Source organism: Streptomyces rhizosphaerihabitans (genome assembly GCF_025399795.1).
GTDB classification, from domain to species: Bacteria; Actinomycetota; Actinomycetes; order Streptomycetales; family Streptomycetaceae; genus Streptomyces; species Streptomyces rhizosphaerihabitans.
In genome coordinates this window covers 113,171-137,491 of sequence record NZ_JAODTZ010000020.1, presented here as the reverse complement: position 1 = coordinate 137,491, position 24,321 = coordinate 113,171, and the positions used below count along the sequence as shown (strand labels likewise).

24 protein-coding genes and 2 pseudogenes are annotated in these 24,321 nt (G+C 70.3%); 8 read left to right on the top strand and 18 right to left on the bottom strand.

Annotated features, from left to right (window positions below; genetic code table 11):
• Nucleotides 1-14 precede the first annotated feature (14 nt).
• The 3 genes from N4G66_RS21385 to N4G66_RS21375 form a co-directional block, all read right to left on the bottom strand.
• The gene (locus N4G66_RS21385; RefSeq protein WP_261705747.1) at nt 15-1,379 is read right to left on the bottom strand and encodes a protoporphyrinogen/coproporphyrinogen oxidase; all 1,365 of its coding nucleotides are present in this window, start codon (nt 1,377-1,379) and stop codon (nt 15-17) included.
• 113 nt (nt 1,380-1,492) lie between these two features.
• Complete coding sequence (locus N4G66_RS21380; protein WP_261705746.1) at nt 1,493-1,648, bottom strand: hypothetical protein; 156 nt, start codon at nt 1,646-1,648, stop codon at nt 1,493-1,495.
• Between the two features lie 215 nt (nt 1,649-1,863).
• Nucleotides 1,864-3,123 (bottom strand): nucleotide sugar dehydrogenase, encoded by a 1,260-nt coding sequence (locus N4G66_RS21375; protein WP_261705745.1) that lies wholly within the window; start codon nt 3,121-3,123, stop codon nt 1,864-1,866.
• Between the two features lie 350 nt (nt 3,124-3,473).
• Between N4G66_RS21375 and N4G66_RS21370 the strand changes: the two genes are divergently transcribed.
• Nucleotides 3,474-4,097 carry a hypothetical protein gene (locus N4G66_RS21370; protein WP_261705744.1) on the top strand — a complete coding sequence of 208 codons (624 nt, stop codon included), beginning with the start codon at nt 3,474-3,476 and terminating at the stop codon, nt 4,095-4,097.
• Here N4G66_RS21370 and N4G66_RS21365 read toward each other — a convergent pair.
• Genes N4G66_RS21365 through N4G66_RS21345 form a run of 5 tightly spaced genes read right to left on the bottom strand, consistent with a single transcriptional unit; the run spans nt 4,091 to nt 8,688 of the window.
• Nucleotides 4,091-4,867 (bottom strand): ABC transporter permease, encoded by a 777-nt coding sequence (locus N4G66_RS21365; RefSeq protein WP_261705743.1) that lies wholly within the window; start codon nt 4,865-4,867, stop codon nt 4,091-4,093. The two genes, N4G66_RS21370 and N4G66_RS21365, sit on opposite strands and share 7 nt — an antisense overlap.
• Before the next feature lie 32 nt (nt 4,868-4,899).
• The gene (locus N4G66_RS21360; RefSeq protein ID WP_261705742.1) at nt 4,900-5,667 is read right to left on the bottom strand and encodes an ABC transporter permease; all 768 of its coding nucleotides are present in this window, start codon (nt 5,665-5,667) and stop codon (nt 4,900-4,902) included.
• Entirely contained in the window at nt 5,667-6,689 is a 1,023-nt protein-coding gene (locus tag N4G66_RS21355) for an ABC transporter ATP-binding protein (RefSeq protein ID WP_261705741.1), read from the bottom strand. The genes N4G66_RS21360 and N4G66_RS21355 overlap by 1 nt, the downstream gene beginning before the upstream one ends.
• The gene (locus tag N4G66_RS21350) at nt 6,686-7,474 is read right to left on the bottom strand and encodes a hypothetical protein (RefSeq protein WP_261705740.1); all 789 of its coding nucleotides are present in this window, start codon (nt 7,472-7,474) and stop codon (nt 6,686-6,688) included. Before N4G66_RS21350 ends, N4G66_RS21355 begins: the two co-directional genes overlap by 4 nt.
• On the bottom strand, nt 7,471-8,688 hold the full coding sequence (locus N4G66_RS21345) for a M16 family metallopeptidase (protein ID WP_261705739.1): 1,218 nt from the start codon (nt 8,686-8,688) through the stop codon (nt 7,471-7,473). Before N4G66_RS21345 ends, N4G66_RS21350 begins: the two co-directional genes overlap by 4 nt.
• 431 nt (nt 8,689-9,119) lie before the next feature.
• Between N4G66_RS21345 and N4G66_RS21340 the strand changes: the two genes are divergently transcribed.
• Together N4G66_RS21340 and N4G66_RS21335 are read left to right on the top strand one after the other, a co-directional pair.
• Nucleotides 9,120-10,163, top strand: coding sequence for a nucleotidyltransferase family protein (locus N4G66_RS21340; protein WP_261705738.1), 1,044 nt, complete (start codon nt 9,120-9,122; stop codon nt 10,161-10,163).
• A gap of 59 nt (nt 10,164-10,222) precedes the next feature.
• Nucleotides 10,223-11,257, top strand: a complete 1,035-nt coding sequence (locus N4G66_RS21335; RefSeq protein WP_261705737.1) for a cupin domain-containing protein — start codon at nt 10,223-10,225, stop codon at nt 11,255-11,257.
• A 101-nt stretch (nt 11,258-11,358) separates the two neighbouring features.
• Here the strand turns inward: N4G66_RS21335 and N4G66_RS21330 are convergent, their stop codons facing one another.
• Nucleotides 11,359-12,945 carry an alpha/beta fold hydrolase gene (locus N4G66_RS21330; protein ID WP_391858848.1) on the bottom strand — a complete coding sequence of 529 codons (1,587 nt, stop codon included), beginning with the start codon at nt 12,943-12,945 and terminating at the stop codon, nt 11,359-11,361.
• Complete coding sequence (locus N4G66_RS21325) at nt 12,945-14,297, bottom strand: alpha/beta hydrolase (RefSeq protein WP_261705735.1); 1,353 nt, start codon at nt 14,295-14,297, stop codon at nt 12,945-12,947. The genes N4G66_RS21330 and N4G66_RS21325 overlap by 1 nt, the downstream gene beginning before the upstream one ends.
• Nucleotides 14,298-15,874: 1,577 nt before the next feature.
• Between N4G66_RS21325 and N4G66_RS21320 the strand changes: the two genes are divergently transcribed.
• Entirely contained in the window at nt 15,875-16,270 is a 396-nt protein-coding gene (locus tag N4G66_RS21320) for a DUF5994 family protein (RefSeq protein ID WP_261705734.1), read from the top strand.
• A gap of 442 nt (nt 16,271-16,712) precedes the next feature.
• On the opposite strand, the gene N4G66_RS21315 is transcribed toward N4G66_RS21320, so the two are convergent.
• The 4 genes and pseudogenes from N4G66_RS21315 to N4G66_RS21300 all read right to left on the bottom strand — a co-directional run bounded on the left by N4G66_RS21315 (nt 16,713) and on the right by N4G66_RS21300 (nt 18,833).
• Entirely contained in the window at nt 16,713-17,288 is a 576-nt protein-coding gene (locus N4G66_RS21315; protein ID WP_315903667.1) for a DUF5994 family protein, read from the bottom strand.
• 641 nt (nt 17,289-17,929) lie between these two features.
• A pseudogene (locus tag N4G66_RS21310) lies at nt 17,930-18,034 on the bottom strand (PRC-barrel domain containing protein); the annotation flags it as partial.
• A gap of 355 nt (nt 18,035-18,389) precedes the next feature.
• Entirely contained in the window at nt 18,390-18,575 is a 186-nt protein-coding gene (locus tag N4G66_RS21305; protein WP_261705733.1) for a hypothetical protein, read from the bottom strand.
• Between the two features lie 84 nt (nt 18,576-18,659).
• A complete protein-coding gene (locus tag N4G66_RS21300; protein ID WP_261705732.1) occupies nt 18,660-18,833 on the bottom strand; it encodes a CsbD family protein in 174 nt (57 codons plus the stop codon).
• A 550-nt stretch (nt 18,834-19,383) separates the two neighbouring features.
• Here N4G66_RS21300 and N4G66_RS21295 point away from each other — a divergent pair.
• From N4G66_RS21295 to N4G66_RS45930, 3 genes and pseudogenes are all read left to right on the top strand, one after another.
• Nucleotides 19,384-19,629: a hypothetical protein gene (locus N4G66_RS21295; protein ID WP_261705731.1), complete on the top strand. Its 246-nt coding sequence runs from the start codon at nt 19,384-19,386 to the stop codon at nt 19,627-19,629.
• Between the two features lie 429 nt (nt 19,630-20,058).
• Nucleotides 20,059-20,280: pseudogene (locus N4G66_RS21290) on the top strand (tyrosine-type recombinase/integrase); the annotation flags it as partial.
• Entirely contained in the window at nt 20,217-20,759 is a 543-nt protein-coding gene (locus tag N4G66_RS45930; protein ID WP_391858846.1) for an aromatic-ring hydroxylase C-terminal domain-containing protein, read from the top strand. The pseudogene N4G66_RS21290 and the gene N4G66_RS45930, both read left to right, overlap by 64 nt.
• Before the next feature lie 245 nt (nt 20,760-21,004).
• On the opposite strand, the gene N4G66_RS21280 is transcribed toward N4G66_RS45930, so the two are convergent.
• The 3 genes from N4G66_RS21280 to N4G66_RS21270 form a co-directional block, all read right to left on the bottom strand.
• A complete protein-coding gene (locus tag N4G66_RS21280) occupies nt 21,005-21,373 on the bottom strand; it encodes a VOC family protein (RefSeq protein ID WP_261705729.1) in 369 nt (122 codons plus the stop codon).
• A gap of 104 nt (nt 21,374-21,477) precedes the next feature.
• Nucleotides 21,478-22,032: a hypothetical protein gene (locus N4G66_RS21275; RefSeq protein WP_261705728.1), complete on the bottom strand. Its 555-nt coding sequence runs from the start codon at nt 22,030-22,032 to the stop codon at nt 21,478-21,480.
• A gap of 241 nt (nt 22,033-22,273) precedes the next feature.
• Nucleotides 22,274-22,897, bottom strand: coding sequence for a hypothetical protein (locus N4G66_RS21270; protein ID WP_261705727.1), 624 nt, complete (start codon nt 22,895-22,897; stop codon nt 22,274-22,276).
• A 285-nt stretch (nt 22,898-23,182) separates the two neighbouring features.
• Here N4G66_RS21270 and N4G66_RS21265 point away from each other — a divergent pair, with 285 nt between their 5' ends.
• On the top strand, nt 23,183-23,527 hold the full coding sequence (locus N4G66_RS21265) for a hypothetical protein (protein WP_261705726.1): 345 nt from the start codon (nt 23,183-23,185) through the stop codon (nt 23,525-23,527).
• A gap of 228 nt (nt 23,528-23,755) precedes the next feature.
• Here N4G66_RS21265 and N4G66_RS21260 read toward each other — a convergent pair whose 3' ends face one another.
• Nucleotides 23,756-24,316, bottom strand: coding sequence for a TetR/AcrR family transcriptional regulator (locus N4G66_RS21260; RefSeq protein ID WP_261705725.1), 561 nt, complete (start codon nt 24,314-24,316; stop codon nt 23,756-23,758).
• Nucleotides 24,317-24,321 lie beyond the last annotated feature (5 nt).

Here is a 24,321-nt window from a genome sequence, read left to right as displayed (position 1 = left end):
GTCTGCTGTCCGGGTCATGTCGTCGGCAGAGCCGAGCGCTCCGCCCCCCAGGCGAAGGCCTCCTCCATGACCTGGGACATGGAGGAATAGGTCCATGTGCCGTAGCGCCCGAGCGGGGTGACGCCACGGGAGGCGAGGAACCGGGTGGCTTCGGCGGCGGTGTCCCGGGCGGTGTCGGTGAACACGACGTATCCGGGGTCGGAGGTGAACACCCGCGATCCGACGATCCGGCTGCCGGGACCGAGCAGGCCCACCTCCTCGACGCCGCGCAGTACCTCGGCCACCAGCGAGTCGTCCGGAGCTCGCGGCCCCTCGGACGGTTCCAGCACCTCGGCGAGGACGCCCCAGCCGTCGGCGGGCGCCGTGTCCGGGTCGAACTCCGTCATGAAGACGAGGCGCGTGAACGGAACGTCCTCCCGGGTGTAGTAGCGCCAGTGCCCGGTGTCGCGCGGCCGGGGGCCGTGCACGGCGAGGGCCACCGACCGGACCCGGTTGCGCGGCAGGTCGCGGCACCGTTCGACGAGCGCGGTGGGTGCCTGACGGCACAGCGACACCGTGGTGGGCAGGGGGAGCGTGGAGACGCAGTCGTGCGTGTAGTGGAAGTCGGTGATGCCCTCGGGCGAGCGGGTCCGCACGGTGCGGGCGTCCGGGTCCAGGGCGGTGACGACGTGCCGCAGCCGCAGGTCGGCGACACGGCCGGCCAGCGCCTGGGAGAGCACCTCCATGCCGCGCCGCCCGTCGCCCGTGGGGCGTGGGTACCAGCCGCGGGAGTTGTAACCGGACGCCGGGCGTGCGGAGTTCGCGCCGCGTTCGATCTCAGCGACGCTGGGCCGGGTCAGGTTCCAGTGGAAGCCGGAGGCCGACAGACTGCTGAGCGGACGCTGCCAGAGCTTGCGGTTGTACGGGAAGAAGAACAGCTCGCACAGGGTGCGGCCGAAGGCGCCCAGGAGCAGTTCCTCGTAGTCGCGCGGTGGCGTGGTCTTCTCGTGCGCGGCGCGCAGGTCGGCCAGGCAGGCGGCGCGCACGTCGGGCGGGAGACCGAAGAGGTTCAGCTGGACGGGGAAGCGGGTGGCGCCCCGGCCGGTCTCGACCCGGGCGTCCGGGGGACAGGGGCGCAGGACGTCGCCGAGGAGCGATCTGACGCGGTCCTCGACGTCGGGGTGGCTGAAGTAGAGCAGATGGATGACGTGGTCGAACCAGTACTCCCCGATGCGCTCGGTGCGCACCAGGCCACCGGGGCGGTCCTCGGCCTCCAGGACGACAGTACGGTCGTCGAGCAGCGAACCGGCGGCCAGGCCGGCCAGCCCTGCGCCGAGGATCAGTACCTCGGTCTCCACTTCACGGTCGGCGGGGTCCGCCCACGGGGACGGGTTGTGCATGACGAGCCACCTCGCAGTGCCGGCGGGGACGAACGCCGAGCCGCTGGTGCGCGGCGGGCGCGGGGACCGGCGGGCGGCTGCGAACAGCCGCCCGCCGGTTCTGGTGACGCAGGTCAGACGGCGTCCGAGGTCTGCTCGGTGATGTGCTCCCACGGCTTCACCGAGACCGCGGAGGAGTGAGCCGTGTCCTTGGCGCTGACGGATTCCAAGTCGTACGACTTGACGGCGTCGACGAACGCGTCGAAGGAGATCTCGTTCTTCTCGGACATGATGAACCTCTTCCTCTGGAGACGGGGAAATTTGATTCCCGGGAAAGAAATTAGCAGCGCCTCGACGGTTGGATCAATGAAATGCCGAACCGTTGATTTCCGATATCCGCAGTTATTCGCAGTGCCGGTTCTTGGGAATGCGAATGTCCCGGCGGGCATCCCTTTTCGTGCTCGGATGCCGGCCGGGTGATTCCGTGTGATTCCGTGTGTGGGGGTCAGAGATGCACCACGTGCGCGCCGACGGTACGGCCACTGGTGTCGAACAGCAGGGGTGCGATGTCGGCGATGGCGGCCAGGTCGTAGTCGAGGTGCGGCTGCAGCAGGACGACGAGATCGGCCTCCGCGACCGCGTCCTCCAGCGAACCTGCCGCCGCGACGAGGTGTCCGTTCAGGCGCAGCGCGCTGAGGTGGGGATCGTGGAACCGTACGTGGGCGCCGAGGTCCAGCAGCAGCTCGGCCACGGGAACCGCCGGTGAGTTGCGGCCGTCCGCGATGTCCGGCTTGTAGGTCGCCCCGAGCAGGAGCACCCGCGTGCCGCGGACGCTGCGCCGGCGGTCGTTGAGGAGGCGGACGATGCGGTCGACGACGTAGGCCGGCATCCGGTCGTTCACCTCCTGTGCCATTTCGGGAAGTCTCAGCGGGTGGCCGGAGACCCGGCCGCTGAAGGCCAGATAGCCGGGGTCGACGGGAATGCAGTGGCCGCCCACCCCCGGGCCCGGTGAGAACGTCTGGAAGCCGAAGGGCTTGGTGCCGGCCGCGGCCACCACCTCCCACACGTCCACGCCGAGCCCGTCGCAGTACACGGCCAGCTCGTTGACCAGCGCGATGTTGACCTGTCGATAGGTGTTCTCCAGCAGCTTGGTGAGTTCGGCGGCCGCCGGAGTGCTCACCGTGACCACCTTCTGCACCATGCGCTCGTACAGCGCGGTGGCGGCGGCCGTGCACCGGGCGGTGACACCCCCGACGACCTTCGGTGTGTTGTGCAGGCCGAACGCGGGATTGCCCGGGTCGACCCGCTCGGGTGAGAAGGCCAGCAGGAAGTCCTCGCCGACGGCTTTGACGCCCTGTGAGAGAACGGGCATCAGGACGTCGGTGGTGGTTCCCGGGTAGGTGGTGGACTCCAGCACCACGAGCGCTCCCGGGCGCAGACGCGGCGCCACCAGCCGAGCGGCGTCCAGAACGGCCGTCAGGTCGGGTACGGAGTCCCGCAGCGGCGTCGGTACGCAGATGGTGACGGCGTTCGCCCCGGCGATGACGTCGGGGTCGGTCGCCGGGACGAATCCCGAGGCCAGCGCCTCGGCGATCTCCTCGTCCGAGATGTCGTCCACGTGACTGACCCCGCGGGCCAGGGAGTTGATGCGTGCGGCGTCGACATCGAAGCCGGCGACCCGCATGCCGTTGCGGGCAGCCGCGACGACCAGCGGAAGCCCGGCGTAACCGAGTCCGACGACGGCCAGGTCGTACTTTTCAGCCACGGCCCCGACTCCTTCCAGTGCGCAGGAAGAGGATTCTGCGATCCGCCGCGAATGCGGCACGTCTCTGCAGGATGACCGAGGCACGTATCCCGTGGCCAAGAAATTGCGGAAATGCGAACGGAAGAATGGAAGGGCCACCTGGCGGTGTTGCGTGAATACGCATTCCTGGCCCGCCGTCAGCGGAATCGGGCCGCTGCGGCACGACGTGTCGTTAGGATCGCCCGATCAGTGCCAGTATCCGGAAACCGGAGGGAATTGTGACGAGCACGGAAGAGGGAATCACCGCGGGGGTGAACGGGCCGTTCGCACGCTGCCACACGCTCACGCACCGCCCGCGATTCCCGAATGTCATGCCTGACGTCCCGGAATTCCTCGGCCGGTGGAACGCGCCCGGGGCGCCGCGTCGCGCCGCCCGGCTCCGCACCAGCGCGGACGGCAACATCAACACGGTCGGGCTGCCGGGCATCCACGAGGCGGACGATGTCGACCCCGCCCACCCCCAGTGGCGTGCAGCCATCGAGGAGGGTGTCTGGCCCCTGGTGGACGCGCTCACCACGGGCGACTGGCGGCTCGCCACCTACGACAGCTGCCAGGGGCACGCCTACGACTCCGCGTCCCTCACGCCCGGTTGGCGCCGCGTCGGCGTCCTGCCGCGTACCCGGGACGAGTTCGCGCGGGCCGGGGCGGCCCTGTGCCGCTCCGTGCGCGCGGCGGCCCCCGACGTTCCCGCACCGGTCCGGATCACGCTGAGCACCTGTGACCTGACGTGCGGGCGGACCGGGCGCACCTACCCCGTGCTCGACCTGGGGCTGGAGCCCTCGCCCGGCGCCGGCGCGGACGCCTACTTCGCGACGGTCGACGCGGCGACCGCGGTGCTCACCGCCCGGCTGCTCGGCCGGCGGCCCGTGGCGGACGAACCGTGCGGCTGTGCCGGCGGCGAGCGGGGGCCGGTCTCGGACCCCCGCCGTCAGTAGGACAGGTCCAGGGTGCCCGCCCGCCGGGCGGGCACCGCGACCAGCCAGCGGAACGTGACGACCGCGGCGATCAGCCAGAGGCCGGCGGTCAGCAGCGCGGGCACGACCGGGCCGAACACATCCGCCGCCGGACGGTTGTCGCTGACGGCCCTGAGCGCCCGCAGCGTATGGGTCAGCGGAACCGCCTGGACCACCGCCTGTATCCCCCGCGGCCAGAAGCCCACCGGCACCTGGACGCCGCAGAACGCCATCATCGCCAGATAGGCGCAGTTGGAGACCACGTTGCGCAGCCGCGGGACGTTGACCACCACCACGGCCAGGAAGAGGCCGACGCAGTAGGTGCCCAGCGCGGTGAGCGCGGTCAGCAGCACGACCAGCGGAACCTGCGACGCGCTCCAGGTGATCCCGAAGATCGGGCCGAGGCCGAACAGGGCCGCCGACGCGGTGGCGACGCCGCTGATCGGCCAGTGCAGACTGCGCCCGACGAACACCCACACCGGATCGGCGGGACTGGCCACCAGCAGCGAGAGCGTCCCGGCCCGGCGCTCCCCGCTCGTCGTCGCCACCACGGCCATGGTGTCGACGACACAGGTCATCAGCGCGTTGCCGAGCGCCAGATAACGGACCGCACCGGGCTGGTCCAGAACCCGGCCGAGACCGGTGAAGAACAGCACCTGGGCGAACATCCTGCCCAGCCAGCCGAACAGCCAGCTCCGCCAGGTGTAGGTGGCCTTGAAGTCGGCCACGGCGTTGAGGAAGCCGTAGCGCACGAGGTGAAGTGCGGATGGGTACACATCTACTCTCAAGTGTGCGTGAGGGTGCCGAGCCGACGGACCCGGCGCAGTACGCGGGCCAGCAGGAGCGCCCCGATGACGTAGCCGGACAGCCCGAGCAGGGCGACGACGGCGATCCGCGCGGCCGGCCCGGAGACCGCCGCGCCGTCCAGCGCGTCCCGGAACAGGTCGGCGCTCCAGCTCAGGAACACCAGACGACCGAAGGGCCTGAGCCATCCCGGCAGCGTCGACAGCGGCACCAGGACTCCGCTGAGCAGATACAGCGGATAGTTGAGCGTGTTCTGCACGATGCGCGCGGACGGCATCAGCACGAACAGCGACGACAGGATGCTCGCCGTCCCGGCCATGGCCGCCGCGTTCGCCAGCAGCGCGGCGCCCAGCACGAAGGGGTGCGGTACGGCGATCCACCGGCCGAAGCCGAGGCCCGCGACCAGCCAGGCCTCCGCCATGGCGGTGATGCCGAGCAGACTGACCGCGCAGATCCGGCCCACGACGACCACCGACAGTCGGCACGGTGTCGCGATCATCGCCTCCAGAGTGCCCTGGCTGCGCTCCTCCGTGATGAGTTCGCCCGCGATGCCCAGGGCCAGTGCCCACTGCCCCATGAGAGTCGGTGCGACGATCGCGTACGACGTGAGATCCGTCCGCCCCGCGTGCTCGGCGATCGACAGGAACACCGCGGTGAACAGCGGCGCGGTGGCCCATACCTGCAAGGTGCCGGGGGAGCGCGGAGCCAGGCGCAACTGGAAGCGCAGGGACACCAGGAACAGTGACATCAGGTCACCGCCATGCCCCGCCGGCCCACCAGGTGCAGGTACACCTCGCCCAGGTCCGGCCGCGCGGTGCTGACCCGGTGCACCCCCGCTCCGGCGAGGACCGAGAGGACCGCGGAGGTGGCGGACGGCTGCTCCGTCTCCACTTCGACCCGGCCCGCCTCGTGCCGCACGGCAACGACGCCGTCGAGCGCCTCGACCCGCCGCGCCAGTTCGGCGGGCACGTCGTCGGCGACCACACGCTCGTAGCCCGACAGCAGCCGGCCGACGGCGTCCGTGCTCTCGGTCATGATCAGCCGGCCCCGGTCGATCAGCGACACCCGGTCGCAGACCGCCTCGGCCTCCGCCATGTCGTGCGTGGTCAGCAGGACGGTCCGGCCCTCGCGACGCAGCTCTCCGATCAGCGCGCGGAAGTCCAGCGCCGCCACCGGGTCCATGCCCACCGTGGGCTCGTCGAGGATCAGCACCCGCGGATCCCCGACCAGCCCGCGTGCCAGGTGCAGCCGCTGCTTCATCCCGCGGGAGAACGTGTCGACCCGGGAGTCGGCACGATCCGCCAGGCCCACGCGTTCGAGCAACACCTCGGCACGGGCCCGCAGTCGGGACCGTCGCAGCCCGTACATCGCACCCCAGAACCACAGGTTCTCCCGGGCGCTCAGCCTCCCGTACAGTCCGCGGTCACCACCGAAGACCAGGCCGATCGACCGCCGGACGGCCCGCGACTGCCCGGTCACGTCCCGGCCCAGCACCCGTGCCGAACCCGTGGTGGGCTCCAGGGTCGTCGTCAGGATCTTGCACAGCGTCGTCTTGCCCGCGCCGTTCGGACCCAGCAGGCCGTGCACCTCACCGGGCGCCACCCGCAGGCTCACACCGCTCAGCGCGGTCACCTCACGGGTGGGGCGGCTGCGCCGGTCGACGTAGACGCGCCCGACGTCCTCGACGACGATGGCGTCCGTCGCCGCGCTCCCGCCCGGGGCGTACTCCGGCGCTTCCTGGCGCACCGGACCCTGTTCCGCATTGCTCACCACGGGCTCTCCCAGAAACAGTGGTCGACCGACCAGTCACCGGCCACGAGGGCGCGCAGCACGCTGTCCGCTCCGCGCGCCGCCTCCGGCTCATACGGGTGTACGACATGGCCGCACAAGGGGCGTCCTTCGGTGGCCTCTACGGCGGCTGCCACCAGCGCGGCGATGGCGGCCCGCCGGCTCTGCGCGTCGTCCACCAGGGTGTCCACCAGCTCGGCGAACTCCTCGCCGGTCACGCTGTCCTGCTCGGAGGTCAGCACGGTGCCGTGTCCGATCGGTTCGCCATGGAGTTCGGCGATGAACGACAACCGGCCCGGAGCGGCCATGATGCCCGCGACACCGGGGTGCCCGGACCGGATCTCCTGGCCGGGATAGGCGTTACGGAACGCCTGCACCAGCCAGTCGCGTACGCGTGGATCGTCGGCGCGGGTCGCCCGTCGTACCGTGAGGCCGGCGGGGGAGGGGGTGTTGCCCGCCCCGGTGGCCGGGCTCCGGTCGTGGCGTACGTACGTCAGCCGAGGTCGCCACGGCGTGGGCAGCCGATGATCGCCGGCAACCCGCAGCAGCACGGTGTCGGCCTCGTGACCGCGGGCGCGCAGTGCGGTGCGCAACGCCTCCAGTGCGGCGGGGGAGGCGGGCAGTCCTGGGTCGCAGTACTCGACCAGGACCTGCCGGCGCCCGGTGAACGGGTCGTCGCAGCGGTCGGCGACGAAGCCGAACCCGGCTGCCTCGTCGGCCAGTCCGGCCGAGGCCGCCTGGCGGAGGTATTCCCGCGTGGCCGTCACGGTGCCTCCGGCCGGACCACGGCCCGCCAGCCGTTCAGCACCTGCGCGGCCGCCTCGCGGAGATCGGCGGCGCTCACCGCGGCGATGTTCGCCACCTCGGCGGCGGGTGACCAGTCGGCCGGGCCACCGCTGCGCAGGGCCAGGAAACGCGCGCATTCCAGCGGGGCGTCGACGGAGGTGAAGATCCGCATCTGCGCCTGGCGCCGGGCGGAGTCCAGGTCGTCCGGCTTGGGGCCGTCCGTGGCGATCTCCTCAAGTGCCCTTCGGATCACGGCAAGTGCGGCGTCGCCGTTGCCGGCGTCCACGCCGGCCAGCACCCGCCAGGCGCCCGTCTCGCCGTAGCCGCGGTTCCACGACTGGAACGCGTAGGCGAGACCGGCCTCGCCGCGCAGCCGCCGGTACAGCACCGACGACGGACTCGAACCCAGCAACTGGGCGAGGACGTTGAAGTGGGGGCGGCGCGGATCGTGGTTGCCGACCGAACGCGCTCCCGCGCAGACCCAGGCGAACTCGTCCGGCCAGCGCACCGGTTGCTCCGGACCGGGTGCGGGCAGAGAGGCCAGGTCACGCTCCGCGGTGCCGAGTCGTGCCAGCGCCGTTGCCGGGACACCGGCGAGGAGCGGGTCCGCACTGGCGGGGACGGCCGGGCCGACCACGATCAGCGACAACGGGGCGGTCAGCAGCCGTTCCTCGTGCCCCGCCGCCATCGCGGCGACATCGAAGCGTTCGACCGTCTCCCGTGTGCCGCCCACGGGCCGGCCCAGCGGGTGGCCGGGAAACAGGTGATCGAGGAAGGCGTCCTGCACCACGTCGCTCGGATCGGCGGCGGCGGTCGCCAACTCCTGGAAGACCGCCCGTTTTTCCTGGGGCAGCGTCCTCTCGTCCCACCGGGGGTCCAGCACCGCGTGCTGCAGCAGACCGGTGATCTCCTCGGCGTCGTCGGCGTGCACCTGCGCGTAGAAGAGCATGCGGTCCAGGCCGGTCTCCGCGTTGGCGTGCCCGCCCAGCCGCTCGACGTACTCGCTGAACGACGGCACCGGGCCCACGGGCGCGGACATCAGCACATGTTCGAGGACATGGGCGAGACCGCAGTCCCGCGACGGATCGTCCCGCGAACCGTACTTCGAGCTCAGACAGACCGTGGTCGTGCTCAGCCGCTCGTCGACGACCGCCATGACCGGAAGCGGCCCGTCGATGGTCCGGAATTCGTACAAGGAAAGCACTCTCCCTCAATGATCCGTATAAGCGAATGCCGCCACACGAAAGGTGGCGGCATTCCACTTCAGATACTGGTTCAGCGGCTCTGCGGCTTCACCTTGTCGAGACGCGGACGCAGGATGGAAGCGTGCTTCATCATGTGATTCTCCTTCGTTGGGAGTTGGTCGAACGAAAGGGACTGTAGGCGGGCCCCATTGCCCCGGCAACAGCTGCTTCCGTAATCCGCACGTCGCGGCTTCCCTCACCTCAAGAACCCGTGTCATGCCCGGAGCCGAATGTTTTCCGGAATCCGCATCACGCGGGTCCGGTGCCGCCCCGCGAAGCTACGATGCTCGAAATTCCGCTGTGCCACGGGTGCGTCGGCAGGCGTACGACGGTATTCCCGTTCCCCTGGCGCACCGGCCGGCCCTTTCCCTGGAGGTGCACCATGGATCTGTCGCTGCGGACCGTGCGGGAGGTCATGGGTGTGGCCCCGGACGTGCGGCTGGGGCTGGTCCTGGAGCGGGCCGCCCGGCGCGACCAGCGCCTGACCGGCGCCGTGTGCTCGCTCGCTGCCGCCGAGGGCCGCAGGCTCGGACGGCTCGGCGACGTGCTGCTCGACGTGGAGCGGGCACGACGCGACGAGCACGACCGGATCATCGCGCTCGTGCGCGGGGTGGGCCGCGCGGAAGTCCTCAAGGGAGCGGCCCTGCAGCGCTATTACCCGCCGGGCGTGCTGCGCACGAGCAGGGACGTGGACCTGCTGATGCCGGACGAGGCCGAGCTGTGGGCGGCCGTGGCCGCGGTCTCGCGGGACAGGCCGGTGGACGAGGCCCGCGTCAGCATGATCGTGAGCGGTGGTCGGCGCCACTGGGCGGTGGCCCTGAACTGGCCTTCCCCGGAGTCGGACCTGGACTACGTGTACGCGGCCGAGTTCCTCACCGCGCCCTTCGTCGGAAACTCCGCGACCGTGCCCCTGCGCGCGGAACTGCCCGCTGACGAGACGGTCGCCCACTTGCTGCTCATCGCGGAGGAACTGTTCCAGCAGCCCCTGCGGGGGCGGGACGTGGTCGACGTCGCGGTCCTGGTCGACGCACTGACGGAGCAGGACGTGACGGAGCTGCGCGACGCGGCCGAGCGATGGCTGCTGGCACCGGAGGCGCACGAGGCGGTGCAACGGGTGAACGCCGTGCCCGGCCTGGCAACCGGGACCTCACGCCGGTTGGCGCAGGAGCTCTCCGGCTCCGCCGAGCGGGAACGAGCACGGCGGACAGCGGCCGGATCGGCGGACGGCGCCACGACGGTCACGCACTACGGCTTCCCTCTCGGCCCGGCACTGGGCGCACCCGGCGTCGTCGTCGAGCAGGACGCCGACATGACGGTCGTACGGTGCCCCGTGGGCGGATTTCTGATGGTCGACACGCTTTCCGTTCCGCTCGAACTCGCCCACGCCGCCCTGGAACGGTATCCCGAGGCCGTCCTGCCCGTATGACACCCCGAAAGCCCGGCGGCCCGGCATACGTCAGGGTGCCCTGAAATGCATGGAAAACCGTGACCGAGCGCATATCCGAAGAAGGGACGGCCATGCACGCGCCGACGCTCGCCCAATGGGTGGGAAACCCCGATGAGTTCCTCATCTCCTACTGGAACAGCCGCCCCGGCGTATTTCAACCGGCCGGCGGCGGCTACAGCTCCTTCACGCTGGACGACCTCGACGCCGCCATATCCACGGAATTCTTCCGGGAGCCCTACGTCGAGATGTGGGACGGCGACAAACTGCCGACGAGGAAGTTCACCACCGCCCGGACCGTCGCCCGCAGCACACCGGGCGGATTCGCCGATGCCCGCAAGATCCGGGAGCTGCTCGACAAGGGCGCCACCCTGCTCCTGCGCTGTGTCGACCAGTGGCACGCCCCCACCCGCACCTTGCTCGTCTCCCTGGCCGAGGAACTCGGACGGCATGTCGAAGCGTTCTTCTTCGTCACACCGGCGGGGCGTCAAGGGCTCCCCCTGCACCGCGACGACGCCGACGTCCTGGTCGTCCAGGTGGCCGGAAGCAAGACCTGGCACATTCACGAAGGTCCCACGGACGAGAACTGGCACGCGGGCCGGGTCACCGAGCAGGACGGGCCCCGTCCGGCCGAGATCCTGCGCACCACACTGCACACCGGTGACGTCCTGTACGTGCCCCGGGGCTTCGCTCACTGGGCCTCCGCGGACGAAGGGCTCTCCGCCCACCTCTCCCTGACAGTCCGTGAAGTCGGCGCCCCTGACCTGGTCGACACACTGCGGGCCCTCCTCGCCGAGGAACTGCGGCTCCCGGAGCGGCCGTTGGGGGAGGAAGCCCTCACCGCCACGGCCGCCCGACTGCTCGCCCACACCACCGAACGCCTCGCCGCGCTGACCCCGCAGGAACTGGTGAGCCGGGCGAGGGGGCGAGGCCGGGCCGGCATGCCGTCGGCACCTGAGGCCGCCTCCTTCGCGGAACTGGCGGCCCGCTGGGAGACACCGCGGGCCACCGACACCTCACCGCCCGCGCCCCGGCCCGTACTGTCCCGGGAGAGTACGGGCCGGGGCGCGGTTTGACGATGTGGCACAGTCCCGAGGGACACCTGACCGGTGGGGGCGGGTGACTGCCCCCAGTCCTACGGCCCGGTTCCTACGGTCCGGTTCCTGCAGCCCGGGTCCTACGATCCGGTGTCGAACTCGGGCGGCTGCAGACCTGCTAGGCAACCCGTGTTCGGCGCGGTCGGGCTGTTGAAGAACGAGATGGTGATCGCCTGGGCACACGGGGACTCGGCGAAGGCGACATGGGCGACGTAGGGAACCGTGACGGTGGTGGACCGGCTCAGCGTACGAGCCACGTACGCACCGTTGCTCGGCGCGGTCTGGGCGTCGAACCCGCCTGACATGACGAGGGTCGGGATGTCGCTCCGCGTCACCGCGCGCACCGAGCGTGGCGCGGCCGGGACGTCCCAGGCGCGGCAGTCCGCATGGAGGAAGGGGAGTTGGGGAGCGTTGGCGAGCACCGAGAGGGGGAACGTGGGGAACGCCCGTCGGCCGCCCCGGATCACGTCGGCCTCGCTCTCGAACGGTGTCCACTCGCGGCAGAAGACGCCATAGGCGAGCCCGTGCGCGATCCTGCCCATGGCCTGGGGGCTGAGCTTGCCTCCCGCCCACTGCTCGGCGATGCGCTGCGGGTTGCCGTGGGCCAGTTCGTCGATGGACCGGGGCACTCCGGCCGCCACGTGGGTGGCGGAGGTCAGCCAGTTCACCAGGACCCCGCCGTCCAGCACGACCTTCACCGGCGCCGCTTGCCCCGGCAGCGTGACGGTGGTGGTGAGCGGACGGGCTTCGAGCCGGCGGACGAGGCGTTCGAAGGTGTCCGACAGATGCGGATAGCGGTTGTTGCAGGCGGGCTGTTCGGCGCAGGCCTTGAACAGGCCGTCGAAGCCCTGCCGTGCGGCGCTCCAGGTCACTGCCCCGCCCGCCAGGGAGGGCGGCAGGACGCCGTCGATGCCGACCGACCGGATGCCCTTGGGATGGTCACGCATGTACTGGAGAGCCAGATCGGTGCCGTAGGAGATACCGAACACGTTCCACCGCTTGATGCCCAGCGCGACGCGCAGATCGGCGTAGTCGGTGGCGCTCTCGGTGCTGTCGTAGGCGCTGATGTCGCCGCGGCTCGCCGACCGGTCGCGGCAGGCCCGCGTCGCCTCGACGTGCAGGCGCCCGGTGGACGGCGCACCGTAGACGAGTCCGACGGCGCGTGCGTTGAACTCGTCGACGTTGGGACAGGTGAGCACCGGGTCCGCCGAGTAGGTCCCGCGCTGGGACATGAAGATCACGTCCCGGTCGCGGTTCAGGCCACCGTCGATCGCCAACTGGGCCTCGGAGACCGCGTCGTCGCCGGGCCCGCCGGCGAACCACACGATCGGATCGCGTGCCGGTCCGCTCGCGGCCGCTGACACGATCGCGACTCCGAGGGTGATCTTCCGCCCCCTGTGACGGGAACGGTTCTCGGGCACGGTGAGCGTTCCGCACCGGGCCCCTTCGAGAGCGGGGATCGGGTCCGCCGTCCTCGGGCAGGCGCCCGGCACGAAGCGGGCGTCGCCCACCGTCCGGGCGACCGTGCCGAGCGGCGCTGCGGGGCTGCCCTCGGCTCGCGCGGGTGTCACGGCGAGACCGAAGGCGAGGACACCGGCCGTCGCTCCGGCCAGTGCGGCCGGGAACCGTCGCAGAGTGCGCCGGTGGTGGGGCGGGCGGATGGACATCATGAGTTCTCCGGGGCGGGGGTGATGGTGAACGGTTTCGGTGCGAGTCCCGCCACGCAGGCGGTGTCGGGCGAGACCGGACGGGTGAGGAAGGAGGCCAGGACGCTTGCCGCGCAGGGCGACTGGGGGACCACCCAGTGGCCGATGCCGGGAATCCGCACGGCGGTCGAGCGGGGCAGCGTACGGCCCGTGTAGGGCCCCCAGCGCGCTCCGGTCTTCGCGTCGAAGGTCCCGGAGAGGATGAGCGTCGGCACGTTGCTGACGGTCGCGATCCGCTGGACGGGGGTGCGGTCCGGGACGTTCCAGACCCGGCAGACGTCGTGCTCGAAGGGAAGTTGGGGTGCCTGGGCCAGGACCGAGTCCGGCCATCCGGGGAACGCCCTGCGCCCCGCCTTCAGCAGGTCGGACCTCGGATGGCCGGGCACCCACTCGCTGCAGGCCACCGACTGGGTCAGGCCGTGGGCGAACTCGCCGATGACGGGATTCGCCCCGGCGGCGCGGGCCTGCGCGAAGCGCTCGGGGTTTCGGTGGGCGAGTTCGTCGAGGGCCGCGGGGACGTCGACGGCGGGGACGGCGTTGGCGACCAGCAGATTCACCAGCGCGCCCCCGTCGAGGACGACCTTCACCGGGTCTCCGCCACCCGGCGGCTGCGCTGTCACTGCCAGGGGGTGCGCCTCCAGCCGCCGGACCTGCCGGGTCAGCGTGCGCGGGAGATCGGGGTAGCGGCTCTCGCAGCGAGGCTGGGCCGCGCACGCCGCGAAGATCGCGCCGATCCCTTCCCGGGCGCTGTCCCAGGTCCACGGCAGGCTCACGATCTGCGGAGGTACGACGGAGTCGATCGCCACCGAACGAATCCCCTGGGGGTGCCGCCGCAGGAAGGTGAGGGCCAGGTCGGTGCCGTAGGAGTACCCGTAGACGTCCCACCGGTGGATGCCCAGCGCCGTGCGCAGATCGGCGAAGTCGGCGGCGTTCTCGGTGGTGTTGTAGGCACTCAGCTCGACTCCGCCGGCCGTCAGACGGTCCCGGCACTCCTTCGTCGCGCGCACCAGGAGACGTCCGGTCGACGGCGCGTCGTAGCGCAGCCCCACGGCGTCCGCGTAGAACCGGTCGATCTCCGGGCAGGCGAGGTTCGGCTGCGCATGCAGCGTTCCGCGCTGGGCCATGACGATGAGATCGCGGTCCCGGTTCACACCGGCGCCGATCAGGAAAGGAATCTCCTCGATCGCGTCGCCTCCGGGACCCCCGGTCATGAACACCACCGGGTCCTTCGCCGGTGTCGCCGACGCGGCCGGAATGATCGCGACGGCCAGCCGGATGGTCCGCCCTGCCGGGTGGGCGCGGTTCTCGGGCACCTCAAGGACCCCGCATCGCCCGGGGACCGGCTCGGGCGTCTTCGGGCAAGGACCGGGCACGAATCGCGCCGGGGGTTTCGACCGGGGCTCGCCGGCGGGTGATGACACGGCACCGGCCGGTGCCGTACCGGCCGCTCCCAGGAAGACCAGAGCGGTTGCGACGAGCGCCATCGTGGTGCGCGCGCTCCGTGAACGTCGCCGTGTGTACCGGTGGTGCGCCCTCCTTCGTAGGGTCCTGCCACTCCCGCGAACGGACGGCAGGCAACATGGACCGATGTCCTGTTCCCTCATGTGATCCCGTCTCTCTGACGGCCCCGGCCGTCTCGACCGGGACGGCCGGGGCGTGGTTCCACCCGCCGCCGCATGGCCGGGGCGGGCACTGCGTCCGCCAGCCTGGGTCGGCGGGGAGACGTCCACCACTCGTGGGCTCCACTTGGGGCCTCGGCGTCACCCGGACGCCGGTCACCCCGCCGTGCCGCGCAGCTCGCGGCCGCCGGGATCCCTGCGCACGTCCGCCGACACGGCCCGCCGCGCTCGCCCCAGCTGTCCGGGTGCGACTCCCATGTCCCGAGCGGGCCGGATCCGGGGAACGAGCGCCTACAGCTTCGTCGGCGGTGGCACGCGGGCAGGTGACGCGGTCTCGGCAACGAACGTTTGCGCCGCCCTCCTGCAGCGGCCAAGGCGGCCATGGGCGGAGCGCGGGACGAGGAAGCCTCCGGGCCCCGACCGGCTCCGGAGGCTTGTGCCTTGCTCCGCGGACGCGTTCGACGAACCGGGCCCGTCGCGTCACATCGCCGCGGCCCGCTTCACCGGACGTCCAGGTCGAAAGGGGTGACGAAGGCTTGAGAAGGACCCGGCCGGCAGCAACCTGCGGCTCAGTCGCGCTGTGCTTCTCCGGCCGCCCCGGACACGGTTGACGCGCCGTTGACGACGACATCGAAGGCTGCGTCGAGAGCCCGTCTCGGATCGGCGGAGCGGATCGCGAAGGCCGCAACGGGCGGGGCGTGGGCGGCGGTTCCGCACGACGTGCGGTCTCCGCAGTCCCGTTTTCCGTCGGGCGGGGTACGGTGGGGAAACCGAGGGCACGTCGTACGCCGGTGATCGGGCCGGTCTCGTCCCCGGCGCAGGACGACGCCGGGCGGCTCATCGCCCGGAGCAGGTGCCGCCCTAATGACGGCCGTAAGCGTCCGCCCTCCGCTCGGCTGTGCGGCGGCCGGAGTCACCCGGCCGCTCCAGCCACGCTGTGCGGGCCGACGCACGGACCCTGGAACCGACGCCCATTCCGAGGCGGAGTGTCTGCCGCGCGCATATTTCGCCCGCGCCTTGTCGACGACGAGCAGAGCGGGAACGGGGCCATCGATCGAGGGCCCGCCCGCCCCTGTACGAAGGCAGCCCCAGTCCGCGGCCGTACGGTTCGCACCGAGGCCACCGAGGCCACCGAGGCCACCGAGACTAACGAGGCCAACGAGCTCAAGGAGTCCTGTCCGGCCCTCGGCTCGACCGAGGCGTCCCGCTCGCCGCCGGGTCGCGGCGCGAGCCTCGGTGCACCGAAGACGTGCCCCCAGACCGGAGTTTCCATGGCCACTGTCCTCGAACCCCTGTCCTCCCTGCCTCTCGCCCGCGTGCGGCTGGCGCCGCACAGTGCCCTGCCCCGGCGTATCGACGGGGCATGGTGGCCACGCTCACGCGATCTCCTCGGCGAACTCCCGCTTCTGATCGGCACGTTGCCCCGTCTGTGGGGACAGATCGTCGCCGTGACGGTCCATACGGCGATGTGGCCGATGTCGCCCGGACGCATGCTCGTCGCCAACCACGTCGTACTGCTGCGCAGGTCGGCCGGGCCGCACGGGCGACACACCATCAGTCTGCTCAGCCAGGGCCGGGGCCGTAGAGACCTGCTGGTCGTGCCGCCGGAGGTCGACGCGGCGGACGCTGAGCCGCTGATGGCGGCTGCGGCGGTCGGCGACTGCTGACAGCCCCGGCTCCAGGCGCCCGCGCCACACGGGCTGCTCGTCCGTGTCCGGACCGACGCGGGAGCCTCTCTGCTCGAAAGCTCGACCACCAGTCCCCGGTACGGGCGATTCGGAACCCCTGGGCGGCCGACCAGGACGCCCGTTGTCGGCGACCACCGTGTCGAAGGCCGGGCGTTGCACATGCTGTTCGAAGCGGCTCAGAAAGCTCTGGCGGTCGCGGTGTTCGGCCCCCGCAGCCCCGTGGCAGGCCGCGACATGGGAGTCCGCGACGGCGTCCCGCTACTGCTCGGCCCCTCCGGGATGTTCCCCCCGGCCGGTGGGCTGCCGTACGCGCGGAGATCGCTGTTCTCCGCGCGCCGTGCGCTGAGCCGAGTGATCACACGGGTGGCCACAACGGTAAGGATCAGCAGGGAGCTGAAGGCGACGGCGGTGACCATGATGCTCAGTTCGCCGTGATCAGGAGGCTGGTTCGGGCGCCGGCTGTCCGGCAGGAGGAGGCGTCATCGCCCTCCTCCCAGGGTTCCTCGGAATCCTGGTCCCGGTCAGTCACGGAACCACCATGGAGGGCGTGTTCCGCCGCGATGAGCGCGCTCGCGGTCGTCGGAGGGCCGGAGCCGTCGCTCGCGGCGGTCATCAGGCGTCCGGCCGCCGCGGCCCCGGCCTCCGGCGGTACCACCAGCAGGTTCCAGCTGCCCGTGGTGTGGGAGAGCAGCAGGATCTTGTGGGGGTCCAGCTCCGTTGTGAACCAACGGAGCTTCACCAGATGACCGTTGACGGGCACGCTGCTCGGGATGGCCGGCCAGTACGTCGGGTTGACGGCGATCCGGGTGATCCGTCCGGACAGTGGGTCCAGTACGTCGGCCAGAGCAGAGAGTTCGTGAGCCAGGTCCCGGGAGTGGGGCCACCAGGCACCGTCGAGAGAGCCTCGGGACGTACTGACGGTCTTCAGTGCGAGACGAGCGGTCGGAGCCCTGAAGGGCGCGATCCGCAGCGGGGGGTGGTTGGTGGTCGCGGACATCGCGGGCACCTGTCTCCCGGCCGCCGCTTGACGTGGCGGCCCGGTGTCGTCACTCGCCGAGAACGACACGGGCATGGTGGCCGGTGTGCGAAGTACTCTCGATGCCTCCACGTTACTCCCACGCACGTCGGACGGGCCCTGTCGAGGCACCGGTTCCGAACACCGCCCATTGTGCAGCCCACCGTTCACCCACCCCCGGATCCGGGGCGGTGGTCATCAACCGGGCGGCCGGAGACGGCGTCGGTCTCGGGTGGGATCATCAGGGGCCCCGTGGCCGGAGGTGCAGGAGAGCGGCAGGAGCCTGTGCGCGCCTGGCCGGAGTCCGGCAGACGGTTCCCGTGGTGCGGGTTCCACGGTGTGCCGGACGCGCGGTCGCCCGTCGCCCGCCGCCGGCGGATGGGGGCGACACCTGGTGCTCCGGGACCATCGGGCGTATGCGATGGCGGCATCGGCCATGAGAAGCACGACGCCGATGACCAGCAGATATCCCAGGCCCTGCGCTGTGACGCCGATGATTCCCAGGATGACGGCAGCGAGGACGAGGAGAAGGAAGAGCACCATCGTCTGAACGCCTTCTTTGGCAAGGATCGGATCGGATCGGACCGGTCCGGGTGGGACAGGGTGCCGTCGCTCAGCGTCGCTCAGCGTCGCGCGAGTTGGCGTTCGCCGTTCACACCTGGCTGGTAGGTCATGCCGTAGTGCTGGAAGATCCCCTTCTCCTGTTCGGCGGGCAGGATGTCGTCCGTGGCCCCATCCCTTCCAGGCGCGGCATCCTCACGAGGCATGAGTCAACGGCTCCGGCGCAAACACGCCGGAGCCGCCCTTCCGGGCGGTTGCACGTGAGAGTGAACCAACCCAAAACCAACGGTACTGCGGTCTGTGGCTTTGGGACGTCTTCCCGGCCGGCCTCGCGGCGCCCGGAACGCGGCGGTGGCGGCCACGGCGATCACCGCCTTCGGTCCAGGATGACGTCGATACGCACACATGCGTGTTGACATACCTGCGCCTTTGGTCGCCATGGGCCGATTTCGGAGCCTCTGCCGCCTGGGCTGAGGCGGTCGGACGCGCATCGGTGATCTTTTCGGAGGGAGCCGTACGGCTTCAATGCCGGCCGGGTCTCGGATCAGCCACGCCGGGGTCTTCGTCATGGGTGAGGGCAGGGTCGTACGAGGGTCCGAAGCGCAGGCTCGGGCCGCCGCTGTACCGGACCGGTCCACGTCCCACGAGTACGGCCGTCGTCGCGAGGACGATCAAGGTGGTGATCACGACAATGAACACGGCTGCCATTCCCTCAGTCCTCCTGGCGAATTCCGCGTCGATGCCGACGAGACCGTGTTCGTACGACGGGGGAACCGCCCGCGGTATTTGCGTTCACCGCTTGAAGGCCTGCCTCGCCTTCTCACCCGCCTGCCTCAGATTGCCGGAGATCCGTTCGACCTTGCCCCGCCGTTCCAGTTTCCCGTTGCGGGTGGCCCGGCCCAACGCTTCGGTGATCCGGCCCTTGATTTCCTGCGACCTGTTCTTGACGGTTCGTCCAACACTCATGGTCGGCCTCGTCGTTGAAGGTGGACTACCTGCGACCGCGGTCGGTACGGATCGGCGGAAGGAGAGGAATCCGCGGCATCGCCGGACCTCCGGATCGCGGGAAGACTCGTGATTCCGCGGGGGCAGGGCGGAGCGGGAAGGAGGAAATGCGTCGCCCGAATGATCCGGATTGGCATGCCCCTACGTCGCGTGCTGTCAGTCAACGCCCGGCGCCTTCCAGTGTCAACACGACGTCGGTATAGGGGAGTTCCAGGGGCAGGCCTGGGGCAGCTGGGGTGGAGGCGCCCTCGGTGAGGGTGTCCGTCGGCTCGGTCGGCGGCAGTACATGCTCCTTCCACCAGGCCGCGTCGGGGTCGCTGTGCCGGGGGCAGGGGCGGCGGATCGTACGCGAGCCCTGCCCGTATTTCCTCGACGGGTGTCAAGTGGCCATCGACGTGCGGCAGTAGACGATGTGTCGCGCGCTATCGGCAGTTTTCAGGCAGGACTACGCTGTGGGTAAGGCCCCAGTCCCCGGTACCGATGCTGTGTTCCGCTCTCTGGGAGGACCACTGTGTTCGTTCTGCTTCTCGTCCTGATCGTGGTCCTGTTCGGCTTCGGCTTCCTGAACCCCATCTGGTGGGTCGCCGCGGCTGTGTTGGCCTTCGGAGCCACCCGCTACGGCCGTGGTGGCGGGTCGGACTTCGCTGAGTACCAGGACTACCGGGACCGTCAGGACCGCTGGGACCGCCGCTACAGCCGTCAGCACCGAGCGCGCTGGAATCGCGAGGACCGGCGGGACCGCGGACGCCGCGGGTGACCGACGCGGTCTCCGGGCGTGCGCACACCCTCTGCCAGCCGTGCCTGCCAGGTGCCGAAGCCGCCGCGAGGCGAGAACGCGTACGTCACGCCCTGTTCCGCTCGTCCTGCAACTGCTCTAGGCTCCCAACAGGGCAGGCGGGACTTCGGTTCGGGTATCGACGGAACCGGCAAGTCCCCTCCCCAGGCTCCCAGCCCCCGAGTCGCAATCGAGGCCGGCCGGAGCCGCATCGTCGGAGAACGCGGCTCCAGCTTCCGTCCTCCCGGCGTTTTCCACTCGGGGTGCTCCCGCAACCCCGCCGCCACGGAGGGCAGTGCGTGAGAACACGATGGCCCGGGGGGGCCTCGCGTCCTTGCGACCACGGCCGCCGCCGCGCACCAGCGGCGGCGGCCGTCCGGCCCGTGAGCGTGTCCGCGGACCACCCCGTGCGCCCTTCCACCGGCTGTCGCGATGTCGCCGCTCGCGAGTCGCCCGTACGATCTTCGTCACTCGGCGCTGTCGACGTGGCTCAACGCGGGCGTCGACCCTACCGAGGTGGCCGAGCGCGCCGGCAACAGCGTCGAGGTCCTGTTGACCCGCTATGCGAAGTGTCTCGACGGACGGCGGGACGTCGCCAACCGGCGTATCGAGGACCTGCTTCGCGAGTACGAGTGTCGTGCTCGGCGCCGGTACGGCGCAGCCGCCGACCGGATGGACGTCGATGGGCCAGGCCCGGAGGAGTCGGCCGGACGGGAGCTTCGCCAGCGTCGTACCGATCGGCGAGCCGGGCCTGGCCCGGTTCGTGTATTCCGGCGGGGACATCGAGCTGGCCGACGTCACGACCGAGGAAGTGGCCCGCCGTTTCCGCCTGTTCTACGGCGACGAGTACGAGCTGGTCGAGTCTCGAGGTCGAGGACGGCTGGGCGAGCGACCTGTTCCACACGGGCCAGGGAGTGCTGCTGATGACCGACGAGAAGTATCTCGCGCCGGTTCTGTCCTACCGGGACCGGATCAAGGCGGTGCTGGTGGGAGCGCTGCCGTGGGACGGCGTGGAGGCGGTGCTGGTCAGGCTTGACGGGCATGTGTGCTGGACGGCTCCGAGCCAGGACCTCGACGAGCCGCTGCGGACCTGGTTCGGTGCGGCGGGGTGATCACGCGGCGCCGGCCTGCGCGCCTAGGTACCGAGCACGGCAGCCCCGCCTCCTGCCGTGAGGGCGGGCACCTTGGGACCATTCAGCCACCGTCCGAGGGCGGACACCTTGGGGCCATTCAGGAGAGCGGCCCACACGCGTCGTTGTAGATCACGGTCAGAAGCCCCCAGCGCATGGCCGCGAGGGCGCCGCCGGTCCTCCCGTACGGCTCCCTCGGCGAGTTGTCTGCGGCTGCCGGCAGTCCGTCAACCGTGACCGGTGTCGATGACGCAGAACCGATTGCCCTCGGGGTCGGCGAGCACGATGAAATCCGCGTCGTGGGGATAGAGATCCCAGTCCACGCGCTGGGCGCCCAGGGCCACCAGTCTCTCGACCTCGGCCGCCTGGTCTGCCGCGTCCCCGGCGTAGAGGTCCAGATGGACCCGCGGATACGTCTGGACCACCGTCTCGCTGAGGCCGAGCGACAGTTGGGGCCCGTACCCCTCCGCCGGCACCAGCACCACCCAGTCGTCTTCCATCTCCTCGCGCGGGACGTAACCCAGAGCCTCCGTCCAGAACGCGGCAGCGCGCGGCACATCCGAGACACCCATCACGATGGATCCGATCCTCAGCATGCGCTGATTCTGGCAGCGGCAGACGCGTCGTCGACTTCCGTCGTCCCTGGCACCCGCGAGGGCTCGGTGAGAACTCGCCCTGAACCGGGGCGGTCAGCCGGGCTTCATCTATGGCTGATGTCGACGACTTCGACCTGTGGCGCGAAGGTTTCCACTGCGGATTCGAGGCGAGCGCGGTCGAGGTTCCACAAGTTGACCGGTCGGCTTGCATGGACGATTTCGGGTGATACATGAGGAATCAAAGTCTCGTACATCCGTTGGCGATGAGGGCCGTACGGCTGGCCGGGAAGCTGCGGAGATCCCTGCTTCCGCTGAAGTCCTATGTAAGGCATCTTCTTCCGGCCTACGTGTTGAGTCCACAGCACGACGGAGATGATGTCCGTCCAAGGCACGACGTCCGTCTTGTAGCCGACGGGAAGCGGGCTTCCCCCCAGTGTGACGCCGTTCTCGTCGACTCGGAGCGCGACCTTGCGGGAGAGCGCACCCACGCTGAACGTCAGGAGGCCGACGAGCCCGAACGCGCCGACCGACACGGCCATGAGGAGCGGTGCGTTCGGGAGGAAGGCGCAACCGAAGAAGGCGAGGCCTATCAGGGTCATCAGCACCGTTCGGGCGGTCCAGCCGAAGCGTGCTTCATAGGCCGCGTGCTCAGAGTTCATATGGTGATGATCTCCGACACGGTGGTGGGAGCGGAAGATCCCCGGAAACCATCTCACCGGTCGACGAGACTTCACCGGCGGCCCTGACCATGGTTCACATCTGGAAGGCCAGGGCCTTCGCGGGCCGTCAGCCGCAACCTGTTGGCCTGCCCGAGTTGTTGAGGCTCTGCCGGACCGCTGACCACCCGCGGCGCGTGCCGGACCGCGCGCCGACGCGGTGAGGGCCTTTCTCGATCGAACGTCAGGGTTTGTGGCTGGGCTCGACGCCTGACGGGAAGCCGTGGATACCTGGGACGTCGACCGCGTCGTCCGGGATATCGAGGGGGCAGATACCCCAATTCTGGGCGATTCGCATGACATGGTGTTCGCTGGGCATGGCGGCGGACCAGGCGTCCAATTCGGATTCCCGCCAGTCCTGCCATCCGTCTTCGAGCCAGCGCTGTCCGACACCCAGTTCCAACTCGACGTCGGTGGGTTCGCCGATGTGCAGCGGAACGTCACCACTCATGCCGATGTAGCAGTAGGCGCGGGTCAGCGCGCCGGATTCAGCCTTGGCCCAGGCGTGGTACTCGCCGATGCGGTCGGTGGCGAAGAACTGGACATCCCCGAGTTGCGTACTCAGCGTCTGAAGCCAGGCGGGGAAGCGTGGATCGGTGGCCTCGGTTCCGGGGGCCAGATGGATCCGGCCGTGGGCGATCGTCCAGTCGGGGACCGGCCTGGCCACGAAGACTCCCTGGCGGTAGGCGGCGTTGGTGCCGTCGGTCCAGTCCATGATCCGCCGGTTCCGCAGTCCGAGGGCGTCGGCGACCTCCTCCGGTGCGGCGTCGCGCACAGCGAGCCATGACGTCTTGTAGCCGAAGCTCACGGTTCCTCCTCCTGGGTGGCTCCGGAAGCATCGCAGGTGGTACTGACATTCCCTGGGCAGTCCCGGGACCTGGAAGGACACTCAACGAGACTGCGCCCGGCGGGACTTGCGCGTCCTTGTTCCCGCGGTCGGCGGCGGCGCGCTCGGGCTCCTCCCACTGGTTCCGACCGGCCTCCCTTCCATGTCTCCGCCGTGACCGGGTGTCCGTCCATGAACCCGAGCGGAACCACGCACCATGCCGTCAGCGTCCGTCACTGGCAGGGGCGGAATTCCACTGGACGGGACATGGACACCACTTCAAGAACCACCGGCGGCGCCGGTTGCCTCCTTGCCGGACTCGGCGCGACGACAGCGGCACTCGTGTGGGCACCGCGGGCGGCGTTCAGTATCGACGGCGGGTTCGAGGGCCATGCCCGTAACCTGCGGGTGCTCTACGTCGACCTTCCGCTCATCGTGCTCGGCGGCGCTCTGGTGCCGCTGCTGGTCTGGTCGCTGACCACGCGCTGGACCTGCCGGCCGTGGGTCTCGGTACTCGCGGCTCTGGTCGCGCTCGTGTTCGGCATCTGGGGACTCATGGAGTGGTGGACCCCTCGACAGCACCCGGACCCTGGCTACGGACCAGGACTCTGACCTTCCGCCGACGGCGAGTCACAGGTCCAGATCAAAAGGCGGCCGGCCGCGTTTCCGGCACCGGTGCTGTCGAGGCTGTGGGACATCCCGAACAAGGCACCACACGGATCGTGCGGTTGCCGGGGGAACTCGCCCGCCCGACAGCCCGGTGGAGCCCGTCGGAGTCATCTTCGACAGCGCCACTGTCCGGGTCGGACCGCCTCGACCAGCTTCTGGCTGCCGCTGGGGTCAGTGCACCAGGGGGAGGAAGATCGTGTCGACGATCTCTTCGAGGACATGGTCGGGTACGGGGGCGAAGGTCGTAAGGATTTCGTGGCGCAGCAAGTCGAAGGGGAGGGACTTGATGCGTTCGGTGAGGCGTCCCGGTTTGATCTCGCCGCGGTCGATGGCCCGGTCGAACAGTACGTCGACGCTTTTCGCGCGCCCCTTCGCGAGGAGCTCGCCGGGGCTGACGCCGGTCTCCTGGTAGTAGCCGGCCAGGTGCACGCTCATGACGGTGATGAGCTGGACACGGGTCGCGTTGATCTCCCGCATGAGGGTGAGGACGTCCTCCCGGAGGCTTCCCGTGTCGGGAATGCCGAGGCGGTACTTCTCCAGAATGTGGACGACGACTGCCCGGACGAGTTCGTCACGGTCGGACCAGCGGCGGTAGAGGACGGGAGGGCTGGTGCCCGCGCGCCGAACGACGGCGTCCATGGTGAACCTGGCGTAGCCGCTGTCCGTGAGTTCTTCCCAGGCCGCATCCAGGAGCGCCTTCTCCAGTGCCGCTCCGCGGCGCCGCTCGGGCATCCGTA